Below are 19757 nucleotides of genomic sequence, written 5' to 3'. Positions count from 1 at the left end.
CGAAATCGACTGAGGAATCCCACGTGAGCGGACAATACCCGGAAAAGATGATGACGCGGCGCGCCACCCTGAAGCAGGGGCTGTTGGGTGCGGCCGGGCTGGCTTTCCTGGATCATGAAAAAGCCTGGGCACAGCCCGCAGCCCAATCTGCCCACTCGACGACGAGGCCGGCCAAAGCCAGGGCGGTCATTCAGATATGGATGTGGGGTGGACCGTCTCACCTGGACACGTTCGATCCCAAGCCGGACGCGGGCCCGGACTATTGCGGCCCACTGAACAAACCGATTGCGACCAATGTTGACGGGATCCGAATCGGCGAATTGCTTCCCAAGCTGGCCCAGCAAGCCGACAAGTACTCGATCATTCGCAGCATGACCCACGGCGTGAACGCTCACGAAACGGCGTCCTACATCGTGCAAACGGGACGCAAACCCGACCGGCTCGTCTATCCCTGCGTGGGTGCGGTCGTGTCGGTGTTCAAGGGATATGACGGCGGCTACAAGGGGCTGGTTCCACCATATATCGTCCTGACCGAACCGCAGGGTCGCTTCTCGGAGGCAGGTTTTCTGGGACAGCGTTACAAACCGTTTGCCACGGGCGGTGATCCCAACCAATCGCGATTTGTGGTCGAGGGCATCGTGGCGGAAGGCATTTCGGACGAGAGGCAGCATAGCCGGCGCCAGTTGTTGCACAAGCTCGATTCACTCGGCCGGGCCATGCCGGCAAACGCTCAGTTCGCCCAGCTCGACCGTTGCGAGGAAAAGGCGTACGACCTGATGTTCGGAGAAGCCCGCAAGCTTTTCGATCTGTCCAGCGAGAAGGACGAGATCCGCGAACGTTACGGCCGTACGACCTTCGGCCAATCCTGCCTGATGGCCCGCCGACTGGTCGAAAGCGGAGTCCCCTACGTGACCATCAACTACAAGGGCTGGGACACCCACAAACAACACTTCGAGACGATGCGCCGCAAGCTGCCGGAAATGGACCAGGGTATGGCCTCGCTGCTTCAAGACTTGTCCGATCGAGGCCTGCTGGACGGCACGATCGTCTGGTGGAGCGGGGAGTTCGGCAGGACACCCAAGGTCCAGTGGGAAGCGCCGTGGAACGGCGGCCGCGGGCATTACGGCAACTGCTTCTCCGCCGTGGTCGCCGGCGGCGGATTCAAGGGCGGCCGTGTCGTCGGAGCCTCGGACGCCAAGGGCCAAGAGGTGGCCGCCCGACCGGTTTATCCGCAGGATCTGATCCGCAGCATGTACGAGTTGCTGGGCATCGATCCCGACGGCCCGCTGCCGAACGCGCGCGGCTTAGCCGTGCCGGTGTTGCCGGCCGCTGAGGGTGACGCACAGGGAGGCGGTCCTCTCAAGGAGATCATGTGATCACAGGGAGCACGGCCATGACCATATCCCGGCGATTGCCGCTGGCGGCGATAACCCTCTGGGCCGCCACCGCGTGGGGCCAGTCCAGCCAGAGAGAACCGCATATCGGCTATCTCTACCCCGCCGGCGGCCAACAAGGCAAAATCGTTTTGATCACGGTCGGCGGTCAGAACCTCAAGGGCGTCACCGACGTCTATGTCTCGGGCAGCGGGGTGCGCGGCACGGTCGTTCAGCACTTTCGACCGCTCAATGTCATCAGACAGGAGCAACGAGAAGCTCTCCAAAAGACAATGAGGGAACTGATTCAGAAGAGGATCGCCGAGCTACCCGGCGGCGGGTATGACTTCACGGCGCTCGGCCGGGAATTCGGCATCGCCAGGCCCGACGTGGTCGGGCCCACGGCCGCACGAAGGCAAGACGCCCCGGCCCCGAAGAACCCTCCCAAGAAAGACCGGCCTTCCCCGCAGGCAAAGCCGGACAACCAGGCAAAGGCGCCGGAAACACAACCCGCCGAGTTGCCGGAACATCCTCTGTTGTACGAGCTTGAGAAAAAGAGTCTCCGGGAACTGTTGCACATCAGACGTGAGTTGCTGAATCTCCGCAACAGGCAGCTCAATGCGCAGATCGCCGAGTCAGTTCTGATTCGAGTCGCCATCGAACCCAACGCCAAACCCGGCGACCGCGAGATCAGACTCGGAACACCTCTCGGCCTGACCAACCCCATGTGCTTCCAGGTCGACCAGCTCGCGGAGATCACCGAGCTTGAGCCCAACGACCCGCATGCCCCCAGTCTGCTGCCCGATGAGCCGCCCGCCGCCCTGCCTGTCATCGTCAACGGCCAGATCAAGCCGGGTGACGTTGATCGTTTTCGCTTTCGGGCCCAGAGGGGCCAGAAACTGGTGATCGAGACCTGGGCCCGGCACTTGGTCCCATACCTGGCTGACGCCGTCCCCGGCTGGTTCCAGGCAACTTTGGCCTTGTACGACGCGAGGGGCAAAGAAGTGGCCTTCGCTGACGATTATCGTTTCAATCCTGACCCTGTCTTGATGTACGAAGTTCCCGATGACGGCGTGTACACGGTGGAAATCCGCGATTCGATCTATCGCGGACGGGAGGATTTCGTCTACCGCATCGCTGTAGCGGAACGTCCTTTCATCACCCGGGTCTTTCCTCTGGGTGGCCAGATGGGCGTGCGAACGGCCGCCTCCATCGACGGCTGGAACCTTCCGGCCAAGCAGTTGTTCCTGGCCACCGCGGGGAGCACCGACGGTATCCGGCAAACCGCGCTGCGCCGCAACGACAATCGCTCAAACGAAGTCAGTTACGCGGTTGACACGTTGTCGGAATCCTTCGAGACCGAACCCAACGACACACCTGAGAAGGCTCGGCAAATCGAACTGCCGCGCATTATCAACGGCACCATCAGCCGGCCGGGCGACGTCGATGTGTTTAAGTTCACGGGCAAGGCCGGAACCGAGATCGTTGCGGAAGTCTGTGCTCGCAGGCTAGGCTCCCCGCTGGATTCGATGCTGCGGATGACCGATGCCTTGGGACGGGTGCTGGAATGGAACGACGATCATGAGGATAAGGAATCGGGGCTCCTGACGCATCACGCGGATTCGTACCTGCGCACCCGACTGCCGGAGGATGATGTGTACTACGTGTACCTGTCTGATTCCCAGCACCACGGCGGAAAACCGTACGCATATCGCCTGCGCTTGGGGGCTCCGCGTCCTGACTTCGCTCTGCGCCTGACGCCCTCCAGCATTAACGTGCGTGCAGGCGGCAACGCCATGGTGACGGTCCACGCGGTCCGCAAGGACGGGTTCGACGGCCGGATCGAAGTGGTTCTGAAGGACCCACCTGCAGGTTTTGCCCTCAGCGGCGCTCAAATTCCGTCCGGCCGCGACCAAGTGCGCATGACTCTCACGGCGCCTCAAATACCGCCGGATAAGCCCATTTCACTGCAATTAGAGGGACGCGCCGAGGTCGCAGGCCGAGTCCTGACCCGTCCGGTCGTGCCCGCCGAGGATATGATGCAGGCGTTCAGTTACCGGCATCTGACCCCATCGCAGGAGCTGATGGTTGCCACGATCGGCGGCAGACGCGGCGGACCTCCCATCGAAGTGGTCAACAAAGGGCCGGTCCGGATTCCTTCGGGTGGAACGGCCGAGGTGCAAATCAAGACGCCCGCCTACCGGATGCAACGAGAGCTGAAGTTCGAGCTTCGCGAGCCGCCGCGTGGCGTCACGCTTCAGGACGTTACCGGGGCACCTCAGGGCCTCAGGCTGGTGTTCAAAGCCGATGCGAGTGCTGCACAGGTCGGGTTTGCGGATAATCTGATTGTTGAGGTCTTCACGGAAGCTCCTGCGCGGGTACCAAGCTCCGGTGGGCAGAAAAAATCGCGAGCGTTTCTCGGTGTGTTGCCGGCCGTCCCGATCGAGATCTCGCCGCGATGAGAGGATGTCTTTGAAAGAGGTCGCGGATGGATTTCTATGCACATCACTGCGGGATACCCTCGGTGTCGGTCAACATCTCGCGGTTTCGGGGACCAAGCGGGGTTGATGAGTATCACTTGGTCGTGACGCCCACCAAATATGGGAGCGTCAATGCCCAGTTGGAGTGGGTGGCTCACGCCTACCACAAGACCCTGGAATCGATCGGACTGGATGCCCGGACGGCGGTCCTGCGACGATTCTTCTGCAGCGATCTGCACAACCAGGCTGAGGCACTCGATGCCTGTCCGATTTCACGTTGCGGCAACGCGGACGATCCCTGCGCCATTTCGCGGGTTGGCCAGCCCCCCGGTCCGCCGGCAAAAGTGATACTATGGGCTTATCACGTACGTGACCGCGGCAACGAACTGGAGAAAAGCCTTCGAGGCGCCCATTTGACGCTTCGGCGGGGAGATTTATCGCACCATTGGACGACCGGTCTGACCTGCACGACCGGCCACGGTTCATACGGTCAGACGCGCGGCATCTTCGATCGGTACAACGCTTTGCTATGCGAACAGGGCATGACTCTGGCCGATCATGTGATGCGCACGTGGCTTTTCGTCCGGGACATCGACGCCAACTACCAAGGTCTGGTCGCCGCCCGGCGGGAGTTCTTCGCGGAACATGGATTGACTGCCGATACGCATTTCATCGCCAGTTCCGGTATCGGAGGCTCCAGCGCAGACCCCGCCGCGATTGTGACCCTGGACGCCTACGCCATTTCCGGGGTGCGGCCGGAGCAGATCCGGTTTCTAGCGGCGCCCGATCACCTCAGCCCGACCTACGTCTACGGAGTAACCTTCGAACGAGGGACTTCCGTCGCCTACCGGGATCGCAAGCATGTCATCATCTCGGGCACCGCCAGCATCGATCACCAGGGCAAGATCCTATACCCCGGCGACGTGTCCCGGCAGCTCGACCGCACGCTCGAGAACATCGAGGCTCTGCTCGACCATGCCGGCGCAACGGTGAACGATATGAGCGCATTCATCGTGTACATCCGCGACCCGAGCGACCACATGATTGCGCAGCAACAAATGCGCGACCGTTTTGGCCACGCGCCGATTGCGGTCCTTGTAGCGCCGGTGTGCCGGCCGGGATGGCTGATCGAGGTCGAGGGAACGGCCGTCGTTCCCGAAACCAACCCCGAACTGCTGCCGTTCTGATTACATGACCCGTTGGTGCCACTCCGCGGTACGTTGAAGAGCACTTGTCGCAGGCCGCCTGCCCGGGCTGATTTCGGCCGGGCGGGGCGTTCCAGCTTGGCGGCCGGAGCGTTTCGCGAGGCGAGCGCGGCAGCCTGCACTGCTGCGCCGGTGACCGTCAGAACTTCCAGTCAAGCCCGCCCTTGAGCGGTTTCTTGCGTTTTTTGGGCTCGGCGGCCGGCTCGGTCGAGGCGGTACGCTCGCCGGTGTACTCGGGTACGCTGGCAAGCTGCTTGATGGAAAGGCTGATGCGGCGGCTTTCTTCATCGACCTCCAGTACCTTGGCCTGGACTGACTGTCCTTCTTTGACGACGTCACCAACCGAGCGCACACGCTGATCGCTGAGTTCGCTGATATGGACCAGGCCCTCGACGCCCGGAATCAACTCGACAAACGCTCCGAACGCAGCGATTCGCTTGACCGTGCCGGAAACGACGCTGTTGACCGGCCAGCGAACCGATGCCCCCACCCAGGGATCGTCGCCCACCTGTTTGATCGACAGGGCAAGCCTCTTGGCCGCGGTGTCGAGCCTGATGACCCGAACCCGGACGACTTCGCCTTCCTGCAACACGTCTTTCGGATGCGCGATTCGCCGCTCATAGGTCATTTCGCTGATCGGCACCAGCCCCTCGACGCCGGGCTCCAACTCCACGAACGCGCCGAAATCCATCAATCGCGTAACACGACCCGTGATCACTGAGTCCACCGGATACTTGACTTCGATGTTCAACCACGGATCCGGCATCACCTGCTTGAGGCCCAGGCTGATCTTGCGGGTGTCACGATCGATCTTCAGGACCATCAGCTCGAGCTTCTGGCCCTCCCTGACGACCTCTTTGGGATCCTGGACGCGGCTGTAACTCATATCCTTGACGTGGAGCAGACCGTCGACCCCGTCGCCCAGCGAAACAAACGCGCCGTAGGGCATGATCTGCCGGACGAGGCCGGTGACCGTCTGACCTTCGACCAGCGTCGCATATTTCCGCTCCCTCGACTGTTCCTCCTCCAGCCGGAGCACCTCGCGGCGGGATACGATGATGCTCTTTTCTTCATGGCGCACCTCGATGACCTGGCACTTGAGCCGCCGATTGACGTAGCCCGGCAGGTCGGTGTCCTCGACCCGAAACAGCTCGATCTGGCTGATGGGCATAAAGGCCTTGACGCCGTTGATGTCCATTTCAAGGCCGCCCTTGTTGTGGCCCGTGACCCGGCCTTCGACGATGTGCCCTTCCTCCAGCCTCGCCCAGGTCGTCGCCATGACGGCACCCTTGCGAGAAAGCTGGAGAATGCCCTCGCTGCGATCGTATCCCTCAATGGTCACTTCAACCACGTCGCCGACGCGGGGAAGGGGTTCATCCTCATACTGCGTGGCCGGCAGCACTCCCTGGCTCTTGCCGCCCATGTCCACAAAGATGTCGTCGCCGTGGATGGCGATGACCCGGCCTCGCTTGACCCCTTCGGCGCTGGGCACCGCGAAGGGGATGCCCCGGGGGATGTCCAGATCGATCAGGCTCTCCAGACTCATCTCGCCCAGAGCCTCGTCCAGTTCCTCCTCGAAACCCGCCTCAAGGGGGCTGTCCAGATCCGAATCCTCGTCATGGCGGTCATCCGCCGCACTGTCGCTCATCTTGGGTTCCTGTTCTTGGTGCGGTTCACGGCCCGGCCCCGTTCTCGCCAAGCCGGTACGTCGCGATAGGATAGTCAATCCACGCCGTCAAACCAAGAGTGCCCGTTCCAGGTACCCGCGTCTGAGGTGATGACGTCAGTCTCCACAGTCGGAGGCTGGAACCGTACCGGGACCGCTGAAACACCGCTGGAACGTGGCGAAATCAGACTGATCGACGTCCCGATCGCCGTCCAAATCGGCTGGATCGCAGTCCGCTGCAGATATCGGAACGCCAGGACCCGTCGCGCATGCCTGGAACAGGTCATAGTCCACGTCGTCGACGTCGAGATCTCCGTCGAAATCCGCTCCTGGTCGCCGGGTAATGTCCTCGATAGCCCAGTCGTCCAAGTGAAGCGAGTGGATCGCCCTGACCGTACCCGCAAAACGCCAGAAGACAATGACGGTAAGGAGATCCTGGCGCGGCGTGATTTCCGCTTGAAGTTGGACCCACACCGGTGCCGCCTGACCGTCAAGATGAGCCCCCAGCACGCTGTGGTTGGTGATGTTTACCCCACCATTCAGGCAATTCAAGGGCGCCCCGTCGCCGTCTCGCACCCGAAGCTCCACGAAATCGTCGAAGTACTGGCCGCCTGAGGCGGTGATCGCGGCCCAGAAACGAACCCGATAGGTGTGGCTGGGCCGCGCCGCTATCGTCTGCCAGATCGCCCCGGGGCCGAGGCTGTCGCCGGCCCGATCGGATGACATCCCAACGCTGTTTGAGCCGTCGTGAAACCGCGGCGAGGGAATGTGCGTTGAGGGATTGTGTTTGATCGAGGACTCACCCCCCAGGCAACTCGACCAGCCGGCCAGAAAATTGCCCGCATCCTCAAATGAGGGATTGACGATCTCAGCCACCGTTCCGACGCGGATGTAATCGGTTTTTTGCAGGGCAATTGGCCCGGCGGCGCCGGTGACGGCAAGCCGGACCGTAAAACGGCCGTCGTAGAGATACATGTGCTCAGGGTGCTGGGCGGTGCTTGTCTGACCGTCGCCGAACTCCCAGAACCAAGCCGTTGCACCATGGACACATGAACGATCATTGAAATGAACCAACATCGGCGGCTGGCCAACCGTCTTGTCGGCACCGAAATCAACCACATCGTCAAAGTTCTTGTTGAAGTCTTTGAACGTGTAAAACGATGGTTTGGGATTGAAGTATTCGTCGGTCAGCCCGAAGCAACAGAAATCATTGTTTGGGTTCTCGTCGTGGTTGTTCCAGTCGTTCAAGACGAGATACTTGGCGAAAAAAACGTAGCTGTAATCCGTTTTCTTCAGCTCGGTCAACACCTCGTTAAGGTCGTCCGCTTTCTGAGTCTCGTTGCCAGTGCTCCAGCCGTACTCGGTGATCCAGATGGACTTGTCCGCATCACCGTGGTCAACCATGACCTGACGGACACTAGTCAGGTCGCTGTAGTCGATGCCCTCCCCGGAGGTTCCGGGGCCGCCCGGACCGCCAGGGGCATAGGGGTGAATTGAAACAGCGTCAAACGCTTTCTGGCCCGCAAGCTGGGCATACATGCAGTTGACGTACCCAGCCGGATCGCCGTCGAAGCCTCCAGGCGACACCACGCAATCCGGATTTCCAGCTTTGAGAGCGTCGTAAGCTCTTTTTTGCCAAAGGGTAAAGAGCGAACAATCGTCTCCGTTCAGGCAGTTCTCGTTGATCCAACCACAACCGCTGGGTTCGTTCCAGAACTGGTAGTAGGTCACCCGACCGGCATACCGGGCGGCCAAGGCCGAGTGAAAAGCTTGAAAAGCGGTCAAGCATTCCTCGCTTGGCGGCGTTTGGTAATTCGGCAAATGAGGATAGAGCTTGGCCCACTCAGGCGTGGTGCCCACGAAGGCGAACATCTGAAGACCGTGGGCTTCGGCGGTGGCCACTTGGTGATCAGCGTACGACCAATCAATGGTCCCCTGGACCGGCTCCATGCTGCTCCAAGGGAAGTCCACCCACACTGCCGTTGCCCCTATTTCGACCATTTTATCCATGGCCTGGGAGTCGTATGACCAGGGCTCTTCTGCCCACTTGGCCAGGTAATGGCCCATGCCAAAGACATAAGGGCGACACTGGGCGAGGACCGCGCGGGGACCGACCGAGGAAAAAACAAAAGCCGCCAGGACTGATAATGAGACTGTTCTCATCACTCCCTAGCACCGTCGGAAGGGGCACGGCGATGCTCCGAATACCCCGGGCCCCTGCGGTCCATTCTACAAAACACCGCCTGTAAAGTGGAGGCGCAATCCTGCGGCGACTGGTAGTGGGTCTGCCACGGGACACGGCGGGGTGCGGCCGCCGGCTTGCTCGCCGGTAACCCCTGCTCCTGCGGCATACACCCGGGGACAAGCCACCCGCGGCACAGGAACCATGCTCCTCCCGACCTTGTCCCGGTCACTTCAACCAAGTCTCGGACGGGCACGTGCCAGTCCCCGCTTGGCACAAATGCCGGTCCTACACGGGTCTATCCATGTCGTCTTGCGTTGACGGAGGTGGGGGCGAGCCTGTAATCTTGTTTTGCTGCCAAGGAGGGTCGGCCCTGCCTGGGCTGCCGGCCGTGACCGCGGCGTCACAGGACCGGGCTGAGTCCGGCAAGAGGACCGAACCTGGTCCTTCCGCACCGGATGCATGCCAGATGATTGCCTGCGTGGGATGCCCCAGAAGCTTCCTCAGCCGGAGGTTCATGATGAGGAATTGGTGGATGCACGGCCTGTGCCCGGTCCAGATGCGTCTGTTCGTGATCGTTGTTATCTGCATTTCCGGAGTCATCGCTCCGGCGCCGGCCCAGGAAACGACCGCGGAGCCCGCGCCGGCGGCAGCCGCGGAGCCTGACCCAAGAGACGCCACGCTCGAATCGCTGTTCGCGAACTACCTTCACTTCGCTCTGATTGGCCGATTCGAGGTCGCCGATCAACGATTTGCCCAGCCTCTGCTGAGCCGGCCCGAGCTGAACCCCATGACGCCGGAGGCTGCCGAGACGCTCATCCAGCTCTCCGAGAAATATGAGAACAGCATGGATACCCTGCTGCTCCTCATTAACAAAAGCACAATCGGCGAGAACGCGCAGAAAATCATGAATCTGATCCGCGAGGCGCACACCCGCAAGAGGATGGACCCCGCGCGGATCAAGGCCAACATCGACTTGCTCAAGGGCGACCCCGTGCAAAGGGCCGTCGCCGTCGAAAGGCTGGTCGAATCGGGCGAGTATGCGGTACCGTGGATGCTCGGGCTGCTCAGCGACCCCGATCGGGAGGATTTGTTGCCGTTTATCGCTCGGGCCCTGCCGCAACTGGGCCGCAACGCGATCAACCCTCTGCTCGCGGCTCTCGACTGCAAGCATGAACGAACCTTGCAAGTCGTCATCGAGTCATTGGGCAAGATCGGCTATCCTCAGGCGCTGCCCTACTTGCAGAATCTGGCGACCGCAAAGGATACACCCGCGTCGATTCAGAAAACCGCGGCCGAGGCTGTTGCCCAGATTCTTTCGAAGAACCAGGGCATTCAGCTCAAACCGGCGGAAGAGTTGTTCCGCGACCTGGCCGAGCAGCATTTTGCGGAGATCGACTCGCTGCGACCGGACCCCCGCGAGGACCGAGCCAACCTCTGGCGTCTACGCGCAGACGCCCGACCCGGCGAGGACGTAGTTGCTCCTGTCGCCGTCGATTCCAGGATCTACAACCTGGTGCGATGCATGGAGTGCTGCCAAACGTCGCTCTCGCTGAAGACCGACCAGCCGGCGGTACTGGCTTTGTGGGTGGCCGCCAACTTCCGCAGGGAAGCCCGGCTGGGTCTGGACGTGGAATCCCAAGAGACGGTTGATGCTCGCAAGCTCGATCCGTCACGACCCGAGAATTTCCCGCGAAGCATCTATTTCGCGCGGATGGCCGGGCCGTCGTGCAACCAGATTGTGCTGGCCCGAGGTATTAAGCAGCGCGACCGGAACATCGCTCTGGGGGCGGTGACGGCCTTGAACGCGACCGCCGGCCGACAGGCGATGACCGACGTTCAAGCCGAGGGCGGCACCAGCATGGGCGAGGCCTTGTACTTCCCCGATCTGCTGGTGCGCGTGCAAGCGGCCTTGGCCCTGGGCAAGACGCTGCCGCCGGCACCTTTCCACGGGTCCACCGAGGTTGTGCCCGTGCTGGCCTCGGTGCTGGCGCCCTCTGAGAAGAAAAACTACATGCTGGTGGACCCGGAAGCGGAATCGGCGGGCGTGATCCAGACGGGTCTGGTCAACAGCGGGGCGGTCTTGGTTCTGGCGGATCGGCTGAGCCCGGCGCTGAACCAGGCACGTCGCGAAATGACGCATCTGGACGGCATCTTCCTGGCGAGCGACATGAAGCAGCCCACGGTCACCGAGGCCATCGAGCAACTGGCCAAAGATGATCGCTTCTGCCTGACTCCGATCATCGTGCTGGTCAAGGAGAACCAGACTGCGGTGCTCGACCGGATCGATGGGTCGGACAGGCGGGTCGGCAGCATCTTCGTCCTGACGACGCCGGACAAGACCACCGACCCGAAGATCGTCGAGCAGTTGCTGGCCAAGCTCGAGCAGGTGACCATCCGCTGCGGCTTGCGACCTCTATCGCCCGAGTCGAGGCTTTCGCTGGCCCTGCAAGCCGCCGGGGTGATCAAGGGCATGGCTCAGAGCGAATCAACCGTTTTCAATGCTCAGGCGGCCCTCCCGGCAATGGTCGAAACGCTCCGCCAGGCCGGCGCGGAAGAGCTTCGAGCAGCGGTCGCTGCGGCTTTGGCTTGGATGCCTGCTCCCCAGGCTCAACAAGCCATCGCCGGGATTGCTCTGGCCGCCGAGGAGACGGAATCCTTGCGGATGACGACCTTCGGCTTGCTGGCCGATTCGGCTCGCCGCTTTGGCAATCAACTGGACGATAGTCTGATGTCGCGGCTGATGGAGCAGGCGACCAGCGAGCCCAATCTGACCCTCCGCACGGCCGCCAGCCAAGCTATGGGGGCTATGAATCCGCCCGTGGAGAAGATTCTGCCTATCATCACGGGTAAGTGACCAAAAACTTGTTCTTGCGGGGTGAAAAGCTGAGATCGGTCCCAAGCTCAAGATGCGGAGGCGTTGGTCCCCGTGGGCGAACCCCAAAGGCAGACCGCCTTCTTGCGGGCCGCAACCCAAACGCACCGCGATCCGGAAACATGCCCGCAAGCCGCACAGACGTCCGGCCGTAAGGTTCCTAGTCCTCCTCCGGGCCTGCCGATGCTCCGCTCTTCGCCAGATCCGACACGTTGATCTTGTCCGTCTTGAACTTCGTCGCCGCCTGCTCCATCTTGTCGAGCGCCTCCTCAATCGGCATCGTCTTACCCTTGAGAAAGCGAATCGGGTTGATTCTCGCGACTACGAAGCTGCGCAGATATGGGCTCTCCAAACCCCTGGCTTTCAGTTCCCCCACGATCTCGGTCACGCGGGAATCGATCTTCAAGAGCTGTTCGGCATAGCCGGCCCGCCTGGCCAGACTCTTGGGCAAAGCTTGGTTGAGGAATACATCCACGCGCTTGAGCATCGGGTGGTAGGCTCCGCCGGCGAAACGCCCATTCTGTTCGTAGCAGAGGCCGAGCGTCAGGAATGCAGCTTCCTCGAACTCCAGAGCGTAGTCCTCCTCACGGCCCTCGGGCATCTCGGCTAGGTGCCGGGCCAAGCGGATGACCTCGGAAGCCTTTTCACGAAGGTTGTGGGCCTTCTCGACGTTCAGCGCCAGAATCAGCCGGGCCACCTGCGGCTCAGTGACTACCAAGGCGGTGATGGACTGTGCCCCCTGATTCTTCATCGCCGTGGTGCGGTGGTGGCCGTTGGGCGTCTGGTACCGCTTGGGCCCGACACGGACGGCGATGACCGGGTCGAGATACAGGCCGCTCCGCGAGATGACGTCTGCGAGGCGTTTGACGTGCGTCTCCGACAATCCGCGCTGGTAGGGAGTTGGCTCGACCTGCTCCAACGGCAGGGCTGCCAGGATCACCCACCGGCCGCCGAGCGGTTCGCGGTATGCGGTCAACACCGCGCCGCCGTCCTTTTCGATATCCTTGCAGAGCGACTCGACGGCACTCGGCGGCTCGGCCCGCACCTGCGACGGCTTGAGCCCGACCGGCCCGGCCGGTTCACTCTTCTTCCTTCGTTTTCGTGTTTTGGCTGCGGCCATGGCGACGTGCCTCCCGTCGTGGAATCCGAAGATGCCAGGAGCTCACGTCGACACTATCCACCCCCAAGAGCGGTCTTGTCAAGCGGCACTTGCAAACCGCCTCGCCGCAACCTGTTGGTGGAGCGCGTGCAGGCATGATGCTGTATTTGTATTCGCACAAGCGGAATCTATCCGTGGAGGACTTGACAACTCTGGGAGTCACTGTATGCTGGTGGTCGGCAGGTTGGGTTCCGGCCATTAGGAGGCGGCAAGGCTTCACTCCGTGCGGGGCCGGGCGGTCCCTGGAGGGCTAAAGCGTTGCCGATCGACCATCTGAACGGGAAGTCCTTTCACGGAACACCCGAGGTGCGCACCGGCGTGTGCGGCCTGCGCTTCGCGTGTTTGTGAGGCTCATCCCGCAACTGTCCCGGGCACCGCTCATTTCGTCCTGGTGTGATGAGCGGACGTCCGAGGACCCGGGATGAGGAGGTGAAAAGCATGCAGGCAACTCCCTCGTTGCGTCTCCGTCGGGCCTCCGCGCCTCCACTCGGTTTCTGTGCCGGCAAAACAGCGACGGTCAGAATAGTCTCTTGCGTCGGGACGGGTGCGCACTCTGCGCGCATGTTTCTGGATCGCAGAGCGCTTGGGTTGCGGCCCGCAAAAAGGCGGTCCGCCTTACGGTTCGGTCCGAACCACAAAGGCCCGACCAACGCCCTCGCCGCTCCCACCAACCAGTCCGCCCCATCAAGCATCAGACGCAACAACTCTGAAGGCGAAAGTATTTACTCGGAGGCCACCGACGATACTTGGCGGCCGGCGCGATACTGCATCGGCAAAGTGCCGGTGCGGAACAACACCCAACACGAGGAGGAACTACCGTGAGGAAAGCAAGTGGGCTTCGGGAGGCTTGGTTGCGGATTGCTGCCGCCACACTGTGCATTGGGACCAGCTATGCAGGAGCTGTAACGATCGATTTCGGCCCGAGTTTCGGGGCTCCATCCTCGGATTGGGATAATCCTGACCGATCAGCTTTCTGCCTGGGGAGTAACGTTTTCGACGCCGAGCCCTGACGGCGTTTACTGGTGGGGACCCGGCGTCTACGGGGCCTATAGCATCAGCGAAGGTCCCACGTGGGGTCCAAACCCGCACGGAACCGATCCCATTCGCATGAATTTCAGCTCTTATGTCAATCTGGTCGCCATACGCGGCTTCAACGGCGGCGGCGACACCGACACGATGATCCTCAGGGCTTACAACCATGCAAATCAGCTCGTTGCCGCCAAGCAGATCACGAGCGTATTCAGTACCCAGGGTCACACTCTCACGGTTACGGCCCCGGAAATTGCCTACGCGACCGTCCAGGCGGTTGCTCCGCTGTCGGGGTTGTTCTTTGACGACCTGAGTTTCATCTTCGTCCCGGAACCGGCGACGGCACTGATGACGCTCCTCATGGGTTGCTTCCTTTGCGGACACTGGCACCGCCGGCGGCGGTGAGCGATCTGCGGCCCCGAATGCTTGGGAAGCCCGGCAAGGCAGCGCCCCGCAAGACAATCGCCGGCAGGAGTGTCGACTAGGGCGTCGGCACCACCGCGGGCGGTCAGGCGCTTACGCCGGATCCGTGCTGCTGCCCAGGTCTTTCCAATGCACGACCCGCGGCTCGTACGCGTTCCTGGCAGCGTTAATCGCGGCCATGCGCCCCATGAGGCACATCAGGGTGGCAATGCGGCCGGTCTCGACGTTGGCATGGATGGGCAGTTTACCGTCCGCCTTGATGTTGGCGACGAAAGCCTGCAATTGCTCCTTTGTGCCCATGCCCCAATCGCCGCGCGGATCGTCGGCATACTGATCTTTGAGTTCTTCCTGCGGCGCGGCTGCGGTCTTGGGATCGTGGTCGGCCCAGTGCATCACCCCGTGGGCCAGATCCACGCCGCCCTTTTGGCAGTGAACATGCAGTTGCTCGGTCTGGAAGTGACGAGCCAGCCACAGCAGGTGCGTATAGGAGAAGATTTCGCCGCCCGGCCATTGCCAGATCGTCGCGGACTGCTGCTCGTTGTGAACGTTGGGACCCTCGGGCGTGGGAATCTCGGTTCGGGCAATGGCCACGCAAGTGATCGGCGGCTTGTCGCGCATGACCCAGGACATGACGTCCGTATGGTGGCAGGCCTGCTCGACCAGCATGCCGCCGTCGCGGGCCACCTTTCGAGGCTCCTTCGGCCGGTGGGCCCAGTGCCAGTGGCCCTGCATGAACATCACCTTGCCGAGCGTGCCCCCGTGAATCAGCTCGATGCCGGCCAGGTGCGGCGGGCTGTAGCGGCGCTGGGTGCCGATCTGATATATGACGCCCTTGGCCTTGCGCGCAGCCTTGGTGATGGCGTCGACTTTCTCGACGGTGGTATCCATCGGTTTCTCGGCGAAACAGTGGATGCCGGCCTCCAACACCCGCACGACCACCACCGAGTGATTGCACGGCTCGGTTGCGACCAGGATGCCGTCAAGCTTTTCCTTTTCGATCATCATGCGCAGATCGGTGTAGCCGTTGGGCTTGTCGCGTTCGAAGACTTTTTTGCCCCGCTCGACCCGGTCCGGCATCAGGTCGCAGACGGCGACATTCGCCGCATCGGGCACGTGACGGAGCATCAGTTCCGCCAGGTTTCCCCACCGTCCGCCGATGCCGACCCAACCGAGCCTGACCTTCTCGTTGGCCGGGAACCCACGGGCGACTCCCGGCGCGCCCAGAGCAACGACCGAGGCGCCCAAGGCGGAGGTTTTCAGAAAAGCACGACGTGACAGATTGGAGCTCATCATGGTTCTCCTGAGAATGAGGTTTGACGAATGATAACGACGCGGGTCAGCGTCCCTCCGAATCGGTATGTTGCTACACCGGCATTGGCCATTCCTTGCGATACTCGCGGCCCTGCAAAGCGGCGGCTTCGGCGTCGCCCTCGATGGTCTGCGACTTCGGGTCGAACCAGACGGTTCGGTTCAGCAGTGTCGCGATATTGGCTAGGTGGCACAAGACGGCGGTTTTGTGGCCTTCGATGATGTCTGCCGCCGGCCTGGCTCCGGCCGTGATACAGTCGGCGAAGTTCTGCACGTGGGGTCCTTCCAGGTCGCTGGACGGGTGCTTGACCGGTTCGCCCTTCTCGGGCAGGAAGGTCCACCCGCCACGGTCGATGAAAACCGTCCCCTTATCCCCGCGAATCTCGGCGCCCGTGCCCATGCCGAAGGGACCGACGGCGTTCCAGTGACTCATCTCCCAGATGACGGTCAGGTGGGGATAATGAAACAGGGCCGTCTGGGTGTCGAACCACTCCTTCTCGTCGTGGACGACGTATTTGCCGCCGAAACCAGAGACACCCCTGGGCAGATCGAGATCGGCGAACCAACGAACGATGTCGAGATAATGCCCCCCCCAGTTGCCGGCGTCGTTGGTGCCGTAGTCACGCATGAAGTGCCAGTTGTAGTGTACCTTCTCCTTGTTGTAGGGCTTCATCGGCCCGGGGCCGACCTACATGTCGTAGTCCAGCTCTTTGGGCGGGTCGCCGTCGGGAACCTTCTGCACCACGACTCGATTGCCGGCCATCCAGGCGCGGGCCAAGGCAATCGTGCCTAATCCTCCATCGTCGATGAAGGCCTTGGCGTCCTTGAAGTGCTGACCGCTTCGCTGTTGCGTGCCCATGGCCACGACCAGCTTGGGGTGACGTTTCTGGGCGGCGACCATGGCTTTGCCGTCGTCGATGTTGAACGAAGCGGGTTTTTCGACATACACATGTTTGCCCGCTTCAAGGGCCATCACCGTCATCAGCGCATGCCAGTGATCCGGCGTTGCGACAATCACGGCGTCGATCCGCTTGTCATCCAGTATCCTGCGGAAGTCCTTTTCCAAAGCGGGCCTGACCGGCAGGATCTTCTCGATCTTGGCCATGGCCAGATCCAGGCAAGTGCTGTCGCAGTCGCACAAGGTTGCGATCTCGAATCGCCCGCTTTTCTGGAAAGTCTCGGCGTTCTGCCAGCCCCGGTTTCGGGCGCCGATGACGCCCACACGAATCCGCTCGTTGGCGCCGGCGGCGAGGGTCTGCGAAGCCGCCGATGCGGCGGCCAAAGCGGCCGAGGTCTTCAGCAATGTGCGTCTTGATATGGTATTCATTTCGGTCGGTCCTGTGCCTGGGTCTTGGGATGCCCATGCCCGGTCGCACGCCAGGGCCAATCCAGGGCCATGTCGTATCCGGGTATTGTGAACGGTGCCTGGGCCATTGGCAATCGGGCCGCGACCGCACAGCAGAGGCGCGCGCCGTCGCTTGGCTTATACTAATCGTCAAGCCGTGGGTTGCGGCCGACTGTGCCGCCTTGCGAGAACAGCCGTGGCTCGATCATCCAGAGATGCAGGACCGGCGCTGTGGACCGAGACGCCCGAAGTGCGCGAAGGGCCGGTGGCCCGCGTCGCGATGGTGGCGGCGGTCGAAGGACAATACAGCTATGCGATACCGCCTGAGCTGGAGGAGAAAGTGGCCGTCGGCAAACGCGTTCTGGTGCCCTTCGGTCGCAACCGACGCCCCCAGCCTGCCTTCTGCGTATCCGTCGCCCGCGAGGCGTGGACCAGCACGCTCCGGCCGCTGGCGGATGTGATTGACGATACCCCGCTGCTGTCCGGTCCGCTGATGGAACTGGGCAAATGGATGGCACGCTACTACTGCTGCCCGCTTGGCCGAGCCTTGTCAGCCATGGTCCCGGAGGCGATCCGCAGGCAAAGGGGATTCATCACCGTTCGTCGCCTCATGCTCGCGAATAGCAGCACGGGTGCTGTGGAATCTGCGGAGGCGGCAAAGGAGGGTAGGGTGCGGTCGGAGGCGGCGGAGGAAGGTAGGGCACGGTCCGAGCCGCCAGAGACGGCGGAGACCTGCCAACCCATCGACAATGCGGCAGGTCTCGGTCACGGCGGCGACCTCGACGCTGCCCTACCGCAAGCTTCCGGTCATTCTCACACCCAGTCCGAGCAGACACAGGAAGTGCCGCCGCCCGGCCGACCGAAGCGGTTCTCGGCCCGACAGCAGGCAGTGTTGAATGCTCTGGCCGCCGCCCCACAGGGACTGGACCTCGATGATTTGCTTGCCCGCACGGGTGTCGGCAAGGCCGTGATTGCGGGCCTCCTGAAAACGGGGCATATCAGCCAGGAGACTCGCCGTGTGGCCGCGCCGGCGCCGGATTTCGATCATCCCGGCCCCGAGCCGACGTTCGAGTTGAACGTCGATCAGCAGGCGGCCATCGCCCGCATTGCCTCGCTGACCGCTGAGGGGACGTTCCGTGCGGTGTTGCTCTTCGGCGTCAGCGGCAGCGGCAAGACGGAGGTCTACATCCGGGCGATCCGCTCGGTGGTCGCCGCGGGCAGGCAGGCCGTTCTGCTGGTGCCGGAAATAGCGTTGACCACACAACTGGTGGAGCGTCTGGCCGCCCGTTTTGAACGCGTGGCGGTGATTCACAGCGGTCTGACCGGCGCGAAGCGATCACTGACCTGGGCGGCCATCGCCGCCGGAGAGAAACGCGTGATCATCGGAACGCGCAGCGCGGTCTTCGCCCCCTGCCCCAACCTGGGCCTGATTGTCGTGGACGAGGAGCAGGAGGCCAGCTTCAAGAATCAGCAGTCACCCCGGTTCAACACCCGCGATGTGGCCATCAAGCGGGCACAGATATGCTCCTGCCCGATCATCCTCGGATCAGCCACGCCCTCGCTGGAGATGTGGCACAACTGCCAACGACTTTCGCATTTTGAAAAGATCGTTCTGCCCACGCGCGTAGCCGGCCTGCCGATGCCGAGGGTGCAGTATGTCGACATGCAGATCGAGCAACGGCAGCGCAAGGGCCTGCACCTGCTGTCGCAGGAGATGGAAAACGAGCTGGCTGAGACCCTCGGGGCCGGACAGCAGGCAGTCCTGCTGCTGAACCGTCGCGGCTATGCGAGCTATCTTGTCTGCAGCCGGTGCAGGACGACAATCGTGTGCCCCCATTGCCACGTTAACCTGGTGTTTCATCAGTCGACCGGCAAAGCCCTGTGCCATCACTGTTCGGCGAGAATGGTGATGCCGACGCGCTGCAGCGACCCTTCCTGCAACGGCACGCTGGTTCGTTTCGGCATGGGTACCCAGCGAGTCGAGGAAGAGGTCAGGACCAAGTTTCCGCAAGCCCGCGTCGCCCGCGCCGACAGCGACACGATGACGAAGATCAGCGCCTACGAGCGCGTGCTGCGAGACTTTGCCGACGGCAGGCTCGACGTGCTGATCGGCACTCAGATGGTCGCCAAAGGACTCGATTTTCCGCGCGTTCGCCTGGTCGGGGTGATCAATGCGGATACCTCGCTGTTGCAGCCTGATTTCCGGGCGGCCGAGCGGACCTTTCAACTGGTCACGCAGGTCGCCGGCCGTGCCGGGCGGAGCGAGTCGGACGGACGCGTGGTCGTCCAAAGCCTGGTCGGGCTGAGCCCGGCGATTCAGTTCGCCGCCAACCATGACTACGAATCATTTGCCCGCCACGAGCTTGCCATCCGCAAAAACAGAGGCTTCCCCCCCTTCGCGCGTCTGACCCGCGTCGTGGTGTCCTATCCGGCGCGGTCTGAGGCCTCCAGGCATGCGGACGAACTGGCAGAGAGAATCCGCGAAAGCCTGAAACGACACGGCTTGCCGGCGGATGTGCTGGGCCCCCAGAGCGCTCCGCTCGCCCGGCTGCGAGGTCAGTATCGTTTTGACTTCCTCATCCGCGCGGCCAATGCAGCCAGACTCCTTCAGATTCTTGAGCGACTTCGCGGCGAAGAGATTCTGCCCCTCTCCGACAAACATGTTCTGATCGATGTTGACCCGGTCTCGCTGCTGTGACGGCCGACCGGAAA

Annotated in this window: 13 protein-coding genes; 7 read left to right on the top strand and 6 right to left on the bottom strand. The window is 62.2% G+C overall.

The genetic code is table 11. The annotated features are described in order from the left end of the window. The first annotated feature begins 23 nt into the window (after positions 1-23). Genes PLL20_02490 through PLL20_02480 form a run of 3 tightly spaced genes read left to right on the top strand, consistent with a single transcriptional unit; the run spans position 24 to position 5040 of the window. Positions 24-1376, top strand: coding sequence for a DUF1501 domain-containing protein (locus PLL20_02490; GenBank protein HPD28835.1), 1353 nt, complete (start codon positions 24-26; stop codon positions 1374-1376). A 17-nt stretch (positions 1377-1393) separates the two neighbouring features. Next, complete coding sequence (locus PLL20_02485; GenBank protein HPD28834.1) at positions 1394-3835, top strand: hypothetical protein; 2442 nt, start codon at positions 1394-1396, stop codon at positions 3833-3835. A 26-nt stretch (positions 3836-3861) separates the two neighbouring features. Beyond that, positions 3862-5040 (top strand): Rid family hydrolase, encoded by a 1179-nt coding sequence (locus PLL20_02480; GenBank protein ID HPD28833.1) that lies wholly within the window; start codon positions 3862-3864, stop codon positions 5038-5040. A gap of 157 nt (positions 5041-5197) precedes the next feature. On the opposite strand, the gene PLL20_02475 is transcribed toward PLL20_02480, so the two are convergent. Next, positions 5198-6706 carry a S1 RNA-binding domain-containing protein gene (locus PLL20_02475; protein ID HPD28832.1) on the bottom strand — a complete coding sequence of 503 codons (1509 nt, stop codon included), beginning with the start codon at positions 6704-6706 and terminating at the stop codon, positions 5198-5200. 135 nt (positions 6707-6841) lie between these two features. Continuing rightward, positions 6842-8887 (bottom strand): PKD domain-containing protein, encoded by a 2046-nt coding sequence (locus PLL20_02470; protein ID HPD28831.1) that lies wholly within the window; start codon positions 8885-8887, stop codon positions 6842-6844. A gap of 539 nt (positions 8888-9426) precedes the next feature. Between PLL20_02470 and PLL20_02465 the strand changes: the two genes are divergently transcribed. Continuing rightward, positions 9427-11763: a HEAT repeat domain-containing protein gene (locus tag PLL20_02465; protein ID HPD28830.1), complete on the top strand. Its 2337-nt coding sequence runs from the start codon at positions 9427-9429 to the stop codon at positions 11761-11763. A 178-nt stretch (positions 11764-11941) separates the two neighbouring features. Here PLL20_02465 and PLL20_02460 read toward each other — a convergent pair whose 3' ends face one another. Continuing rightward, positions 11942-12901: a ParB/RepB/Spo0J family partition protein gene (locus PLL20_02460; protein ID HPD28829.1), complete on the bottom strand. Its 960-nt coding sequence runs from the start codon at positions 12899-12901 to the stop codon at positions 11942-11944. An 857-nt stretch (positions 12902-13758) separates the two neighbouring features. On the opposite strand from PLL20_02460, the gene PLL20_02455 reads away from it, so the two are divergent. Then, positions 13759-13950: a hypothetical protein gene (locus PLL20_02455; GenBank protein ID HPD28828.1), complete on the top strand. Its 192-nt coding sequence runs from the start codon at positions 13759-13761 to the stop codon at positions 13948-13950. Positions 13951-14047: 97 nt separating this feature from the next. After that, positions 14048-14374 carry a hypothetical protein gene (locus PLL20_02450; GenBank protein ID HPD28827.1) on the top strand — a complete coding sequence of 109 codons (327 nt, stop codon included), beginning with the start codon at positions 14048-14050 and terminating at the stop codon, positions 14372-14374. A 111-nt stretch (positions 14375-14485) separates the two neighbouring features. Here the strand turns inward: PLL20_02450 and PLL20_02445 are convergent, their stop codons facing one another. From PLL20_02445 to PLL20_02435, 3 genes are all read right to left on the bottom strand, one after another. Further along, a complete protein-coding gene (locus PLL20_02445) occupies positions 14486-15685 on the bottom strand; it encodes a Gfo/Idh/MocA family oxidoreductase (GenBank protein HPD28826.1) in 1200 nt (399 codons plus the stop codon). A gap of 70 nt (positions 15686-15755) precedes the next feature. Beyond that, positions 15756-16373 carry a hypothetical protein gene (locus PLL20_02440; protein HPD28825.1) on the bottom strand — a complete coding sequence of 206 codons (618 nt, stop codon included), beginning with the start codon at positions 16371-16373 and terminating at the stop codon, positions 15756-15758. 15 nt (positions 16374-16388) lie between these two features. Beyond that, the gene (locus PLL20_02435) at positions 16389-17027 is read right to left on the bottom strand and encodes a Gfo/Idh/MocA family oxidoreductase (GenBank protein ID HPD28824.1); all 639 of its coding nucleotides are present in this window, start codon (positions 17025-17027) and stop codon (positions 16389-16391) included. 214 nt (positions 17028-17241) lie between these two features. Between PLL20_02435 and priA the strand changes: the two genes are divergently transcribed. Next, positions 17242-19743, top strand: coding sequence for a primosomal protein N' (gene priA, locus PLL20_02430; protein HPD28823.1), 2502 nt, complete (start codon positions 17242-17244; stop codon positions 19741-19743). Positions 19744-19757: the final 14 nt, after the last annotated feature.

The organism is Phycisphaerae bacterium (assembly GCA_035384605.1).
Taxonomy (GTDB): Bacteria; Planctomycetota; Phycisphaerae; order UBA1845; family PWPN01; genus JAUCQB01.
Note: the sequence above shows the minus strand (reverse complement) of the source record. Positions and strands in the feature narration are given on the sequence as shown.

Bases quoted from the DNA above. Each gene is read 5' to 3' on its own strand.
- PLL20_02460 (HPD28829.1), bottom strand. From the start codon at position 12,901: ATGGCCGCAGCCAAAACACGAAAACGAAGGAAGAAGAGTGAACCGGCC.
- PLL20_02435 (HPD28824.1), bottom strand. From the start codon at position 17,027: ATGAATACCATATCAAGACGCACATTGCTGAAGACCTCGGCCGCTTTG.
- PLL20_02445 (HPD28826.1), bottom strand. From the start codon at position 15,685: ATGATGAGCTCCAATCTGTCACGTCGTGCTTTTCTGAAAACCTCCGCC.
- PLL20_02485 (HPD28834.1), top strand. From the start codon at position 1,394: ATGACCATATCCCGGCGATTGCCGCTGGCGGCGATAACCCTCTGGGCC.
- PLL20_02475 (HPD28832.1), bottom strand. From the start codon at position 6,706: ATGAGCGACAGTGCGGCGGATGACCGCCATGACGAGGATTCGGATCTG.
- PLL20_02480 (HPD28833.1), top strand. From the start codon at position 3,862: ATGGATTTCTATGCACATCACTGCGGGATACCCTCGGTGTCGGTCAAC.
- PLL20_02450 (HPD28827.1), top strand. From the start codon at position 14,048: ATGAATTTCAGCTCTTATGTCAATCTGGTCGCCATACGCGGCTTCAAC.
- PLL20_02470 (HPD28831.1), bottom strand. From the start codon at position 8,887: ATGAGAACAGTCTCATTATCAGTCCTGGCGGCTTTTGTTTTTTCCTCG.
- PLL20_02440 (HPD28825.1), bottom strand. From the start codon at position 16,373: ATGAAGCCCTACAACAAGGAGAAGGTACACTACAACTGGCACTTCATG.
- PLL20_02465 (HPD28830.1), top strand. From the start codon at position 9,427: ATGAGGAATTGGTGGATGCACGGCCTGTGCCCGGTCCAGATGCGTCTG.